This is a genomic window from Pantoea sp. CTOTU49201, assembly GCF_032054795.1.
Lineage (GTDB): Bacteria > Pseudomonadota > Gammaproteobacteria > Enterobacterales > Enterobacteriaceae > Pantoea > Pantoea symbiotica.
This window is the reverse complement of sequence record NZ_DAMBSA010000181.1, coordinates 1-5,597: the sequence shown is the minus strand read 5'-3', so window position 1 is coordinate 5,597 and position 5,597 is coordinate 1. Positions and strand designations below refer to the sequence as shown.

The following is a 5,597-nucleotide window of genomic DNA, read 5'->3' as shown; positions in this document are numbered from 1 at the left end:
GTGCTATAAAGACGTATGATTTTTTATACGGAGTTTTAGCGCAATGAAATTACCGATTTACCTGGATTACGCAGCCACTACGCCTGCGGATCCGCGTGTCGCCACCAAAATGATGCAGTTCCTCACGATGGATGGCACTTTCGGTAACCCCGCGTCCCGTTCCCACCGTTTTGGCTGGCAGGCTGAAGAAGCCGTTGATGTGGCTCGCAATCAGATTGCGGAGTTGGTCAACGCCGATCCGCGTGAAATCGTCTTTACCTCCGGCGCGACCGAAGCGGACAACCTTGCCATTAAAGGTGCCGCACAATGCCATCAGGCGCGCGGCAAGCACATTATTACCAGCCAAACCGAACACAAAGCGGTGCTCGACAGTTGCCAGCAACTGGCGCACGAAGGCTTTGATGTCACCTTCTTACAGCCGGGCAGCGACGGTATCGTCACGCCGCAGATGCTCGAATCTGCACTGCGCGACGACACGGTGCTGGTGTCGCTGATGCACGTCAATAATGAAACCGGTGTGATTCAGGATATCGCCGCCCTCGGCGCGCTGTGCCGTGCGCGTGACATCCTGTTCCACGTTGATGCCACGCAAAGCGTCGGCAAACTGCCGATTGACGTCACTGAATTGCCGGTGGATTTGATGTCCTTCTCGGCGCATAAAATGTATGGGCCGAAAGGCATCGGCGCGCTGTGGGTGCGCCGTAAACCGCGTCTGCAAATTGATGCGCAGATGCACGGTGGCGGCCACGAGCGCGGCATGCGTTCGGGCACTTTGCCGGTGCATCAGATTGTCGGCATGGGCGAAGCCTATCGCATTGCGCGTGAAGAGATGAGCAGCGAAATGGCGCGTCTGGCCGAGTTGCGCCAGCGTCTGTGGAATGGCATTAGTCAACTGAGTAACGTGAACCTCAACGGTTCGCTGGAGCAGGGCGCTCCGAACATCCTCAATATCAGTTTTGCCCACGTCGATGGCGAATCGCTGATTATGGCGCTGAAAGATCTGGCGCTGTCATCTGGTTCCGCCTGTACCTCGGCCAGTCTCGAACCATCCTATGTGCTGCGCGCGATGGGCGTTGAGCAGGAGCTGGCACACAGCTCGCTGCGTTTTTCGCTCGGACGCTTCACCAGCGCAGAGGAAATTGAGTACGCTATCGAGCTGGTTAACAAAGCGGTAACACGTTTGCGGGCGCTCTCGCCTGCAACAAACGCCCGCTAATTCATGCACCCCTTGCGCCGGTTCTGGCGCAAGGTGACACCTAACGCAAACGGAGCCACGCGATGACAACACAACCGATGATTATTACGCTCAGCTCCCAGGCCGCCGACGCGCGCTGGGGTGATAAAGCGCTGCTGAGCAGCAACGAAAGTGGCATGACCATTCACCTGACTGGCGCAGATGCGCTGATGAGCATCCAGCGCGCGGGTCGCAAGCTGGACGGTCAGGGCATTCGTCACGTCTCACTGCAGGGCGAAGGCTGGGATTTAGAGAAGTGCTGGGCATTCTGGCAAGGCTATCGCAGCCCGAAAGGCAAACGTCAGGTCGAATGGCCTGAATTCAATGAGGCCGATCAGGCTGAATTTGCGCGTCGCCTGAAGATTGTCGATTGGGTGCGCGACACCATCAACCTGCCGGCGGAAGATCTCAGCCCAGAGCAGCTGGCGCACAACGCGGTTGATCTGATCAACGAAGTGGGCGGCAAAGCGGTGAGCTATCGCATCACCAAAGGCGACGATCTGCGCGAGCAAGGTTATGCCGGTATTCACACCGTGGGCCGAGGTTCAACGCGCGCGCCGGTATTGCTGGCGCTGGATTACAACCCAAGCGGCGATGAAAGTGCGCCGGTTTATGCTTGTCTGGTCGGTAAAGGTATCACCTTCGATACCGGCGGTTACAGCCTGAAGCAAAGCGCCTTCATGGACTCGATGAAGTCCGATATGGGCGGCGCGGCAACCTTGACCGGCGCACTGGCGCTGGCCATTTCGCGCGGTCTGAATAAGCGCGTGAAACTGTATCTGTGCTGCGCCGACAACATGGTCAGCGGCAACGCATTCCGCCTGGGCGACATCATTCGCTATCGCAACGGTAAAACCGTGGAAGTGATGAACACCGATGCGGAAGGTCGTCTGGTATTGGCCGATGGCCTGATCGATGCCAGCGAGCAGAATCCGGAACTGCTGATCGATGCGGCAACGCTGACCGGTGCGGCAAAAACCGCTTTGGGCAACGATTACCACGCGCTGTTTACCTTTGACGATGTGCTGGCGGAATCGCTGCTTGGCAGCGCGACCGGTGAAAACGAAGCCTTCTGGCGCTTGCCGCTGGCCGAGTTCCATCGCAGCCATCTGCCTTCGAACTTTGCCGATCTGAATAACATCGCCAGCCCGTCACATGCGGCAGGTGCCAGCAGCGCGGCGGCGTTCCTGTCGCATTTCGTCAGCAAATATCAGCAAGGCTGGCTGCACATTGACTGCTCCGCGACGTATCGCAAAGGCGCGGTGGATCAGTGGTCCGCTGGTGCGACCGGTTTGGGTGTGCGCACCGTCGCCAATCTGTTACTAAAATAGTCCTCATCACGGCAGGCGTAAGCTTGCCGTCTTTTTTGGAATACGATAAATGAGTAACCGTCTTGAAGAGGTGCTGAAGCTGGCGGCCACTGAGCCTGCGCACCGTCCGGAATTTTTCCAACTGCTGCTGGACGCCGATGTTTGGGTGCCAGGCGAAAGTCCCGCTGAGCAGTTTGATGCGACTTCACCGGTCGAATTACAGCATTGGGAAAAAGAGGGCGGCGGCAGCGTGATTCCGTTCTTCACCTCTGAAGAAGCGATGGGCGAGGCAATCAAAGATGAGCAGCCTTATCTGCGCATGCCGGTGCGCACGCTGTTTGAGATTACGCAAGGCGAAACGCTGTTCCTCAACCCGAAACTGCCCGCGGGCAAAGAGTTTTCGCCGGGTGAAATCGCCCATTTGATTGGCGAAGAGGGCAGTGCGCTGAGCCAGCAAACCGTGCTGGAAGGCGGCCAGGCGCTGCTGCTGTCCGAAGTGGCCGAGCCGCCAGCGCAGATGATTGATTCGCTGACGCAGCTGTTTGCCAAATACAAGCAGGTGCGCCGTGCTTACATCGCCAGCATTCGTGAAAGCGCCACCGAAGAACCTAACCTGCTGATTGGTATCGAAGCCGATAGCGATATCGATGAGATTATTCAGGCGGCGGGCGGCGTAGCAACCGACACGCTGGCCGATGATGCACCCATTGATATCTGTGAAGTGGTGAATGAAGATCGCGGCGTGAGCCACTTCTTTACTGCCCACATCACGCCATTCTATGAACGTCGCTGGGGCAGTTTCCTGCGCGATTTCAAGGGCAGTCAGCGGATTATATAATCCGCACCTTACATGTAGGGTCGCCATTTATGGCGACCTGCTATCACTTCTCGATCGGTAAATCGTCGCGGCTGCCCCATTCGCCCCACGAACCGTCGTACAGCGTCACATCCCGCACACCTAACGACGTCAGCGCCAGAATCACCACCACCGCCGTAACACCCGAACCGCAGCTGGCAATCACCGGCTGATCCAGTTTTACGCCCGCCTGAGCAAACAGATCGCGCAGTTCGGCTGCCGGTTTCAGTTCCCCATTTACCACCAAACTGTTCCACGGCACGTTCAGGCTGTGAGGGATATGTCCGCGCAGCAAGCCCGGACGCGGTTCATCCACTTCGGCGTTAAAACGGTTGGCCGCGCGAGCATCGACGATTTGCGCGCCGCCTTCATGGCTGATTAGCAGCACGTCGGTCAGACGTTTCACCTGTGTGCCATCATAAGTCGCCTCGAATTCACCTTCCGGCAAACTAACCGGTCCGGTGGCGACATCGAAACCAGCCGCTTTCCAGCCCTGCAATCCTCCAGCCAGAATCGACACATTTTCGCAGCCAAAGGCACGCAGCATCCACCATGCGCGCGGTGCCGAGAACAGGTTACCTTCGTCATACACCACCAGATGTTTATCCTGGCTGACGCCCAACTCGCGCATCGCCACCGCAAAGGATTCTGCGCGCGGCATCATGTGCGGATAAGGCGAGGTGTGATCGGACAACGCTTCGATATCGAAGAACGGGGCATTCGGCAGATGGCCAGCCAGATATTCAGCCTGCAGATCGCGTACGGCTTCCTGGCCAGGCGGTAACATGCGGGCATCAAGCACCTGCAATGTTTCCTCGGTGTAATGTTCTTTCAACCAATCAGCGGACACAAATATGGCTGTCATAGCAACCTCTTCTCAGCAAACGGGAAACGACCAGTGTCCGGGAATGTGAACGCTATCTCAAGGGTGTGATTGCTAAAGTTGGCGGGTTGATGTGAAATTGCGCGAAATTGCGTTTTCTTAACTTCTGGGACTGGTGAGGGAATTACCATGGCAAAACGTTTTAACCGGCTGCTGCTCAGCGCGCTGTTCGGTGGTGTATTACTGGGCGGCGTAACCTCAACGATTCACGCGCAGGAAACGGCAACTGCAGCAACAACGCCGCAATCGCTGTCCGTTATCGATCTCTCCGAACTGCAACTCGATGGCGCCGCCGCGCTGGTGTTGACCTTCAACACGCCGCTTGATAGCAAACAGGATTTTGCCGCGCACGTGCAAATTACCGATGAGAAAAGCGGCAAGGTCGACGGCGGCTGGGAACTGGCGCAAAACGGTAAAGCGCTGCGTTTTCGTCATCCTGAACCTTCGCGCAAGTTGACGGTTAACGTCGATGCTGGTCTCAAAGCGGCCGATGGCAGCACCTTATCCACGCCTTTTAGCCAAACGCTCACCACGCGCGATATCCAGCCGATGGTGGGTTTTGCCAGTCGCGGATCGCTGCTGCCGCTGCGTCTGACGCAGGGTTTGCCGGTGCTGGCATTAAATGTGAATAACGTCGACGTCGATTTCTTCCGCGTGAAAAGTGCCTCGCTGGCCGATTTTCTCGCCCAGTGGAATTACGGCAACAACATGTCGTACTGGGAATCGCGCGAGCTACTGAAGAATGCCGATCTGGTTTACGGCGCACGCTTCGATCTCAATCCGGCGCGCAATACGCGCGAGAAAATGCAGCTGCCGCTGGGCGATGTCGATGCGCTGAAACAGCCGGGCGTCTATCTGGCGGTGATGAAACAGGCCGGAACCTACAACTACACGCAACCGGCGACACTGTTCACATTGAGCGACATCGGTTTGTCGCTGCACCAATTCCCCGAACAGCTGGAACTGTTCGCCCAAAGCCTGGCCAACGGCGCGCCGCTGGATGATGTCAGCGTGCAGTTGCTGGATGAAAAAGGCAAACAACTCGCCAGCGGCACCAGCGACAGCAACGGTCATTTGCGCTTACCGGCGAATGCCAAAGGCAAACTGCTGCTGGCGACGCAAAAGGGCCAAACCTCGCTGATCGATCTCAATCGTCCGGCGCTGGATCTGGCTGAATTTCCGATTGATGGCCCGCAAGGCTACGACAAACAGTTCTTCGTATTTGGTCCGCGCGATCTCTATCGTCCGGGTGAAACGGTGATCGTTAACGCGCTGCTGCGTGATGCTGATGGCAAACCGTTGCCGCCGCAGCCG

General features: G+C 57.2%; 4 protein-coding genes and 1 pseudogene. 4 read left to right on the top strand and 1 reads right to left on the bottom strand.

What is annotated here, in order from left to right:
- Positions 1–43: 43 nt before the first annotated feature.
- The 3 genes from RTY00_RS13690 (at position 44) to sseB (ending at position 3,382) form a co-directional block, all read left to right on the top strand.
- Positions 44–1,216, top strand: coding sequence for an IscS subfamily cysteine desulfurase (locus tag RTY00_RS13690; RefSeq protein WP_312664821.1), 1,173 nt, complete (start codon positions 44–46; stop codon positions 1,214–1,216).
- A 62-nt stretch (positions 1,217–1,278) separates the two neighbouring features.
- Positions 1,279–2,565, top strand: coding sequence for an aminopeptidase PepB (pepB, locus tag RTY00_RS13685; RefSeq protein WP_154190516.1), 1,287 nt, complete (start codon positions 1,279–1,281; stop codon positions 2,563–2,565).
- 49 nt (positions 2,566–2,614) lie between these two features.
- Positions 2,615–3,382, top strand: a complete 768-nt coding sequence (gene sseB / locus RTY00_RS13680) for an enhanced serine sensitivity protein SseB (protein WP_258143759.1) — start codon at positions 2,615–2,617, stop codon at positions 3,380–3,382.
- Between the two features lie 43 nt (positions 3,383–3,425).
- Here the strand turns inward: sseB and sseA are convergent, their stop codons facing one another.
- The gene (gene sseA, locus RTY00_RS13675; protein WP_154155653.1) at positions 3,426–4,265 is read right to left on the bottom strand and encodes a 3-mercaptopyruvate sulfurtransferase; all 840 of its coding nucleotides are present in this window, start codon (positions 4,263–4,265) and stop codon (positions 3,426–3,428) included.
- A gap of 147 nt (positions 4,266–4,412) precedes the next feature.
- On the opposite strand from sseA, the pseudogene RTY00_RS13670 reads away from it, so the two are divergent.
- Positions 4,413–5,597, top strand: a pseudogene (locus RTY00_RS13670) (alpha-2-macroglobulin family protein); the annotation flags it as partial.

Excerpts from the sequence above, each read along its gene's own strand:
- pepB (WP_154190516.1), top strand. The coding sequence starts at position 1,279 with ATGACAACACAACCGATGATTATTACGCTCAGCTCCCAGGCCGCCGAC.
- sseA (WP_154155653.1), bottom strand. The coding sequence starts at position 4,265 with ATGACAGCCATATTTGTGTCCGCTGATTGGTTGAAAGAACATTACACC.
- sseB (WP_258143759.1), top strand. The coding sequence starts at position 2,615 with ATGAGTAACCGTCTTGAAGAGGTGCTGAAGCTGGCGGCCACTGAGCCT.
- RTY00_RS13690 (WP_312664821.1), top strand. The coding sequence starts at position 44 with ATGAAATTACCGATTTACCTGGATTACGCAGCCACTACGCCTGCGGAT.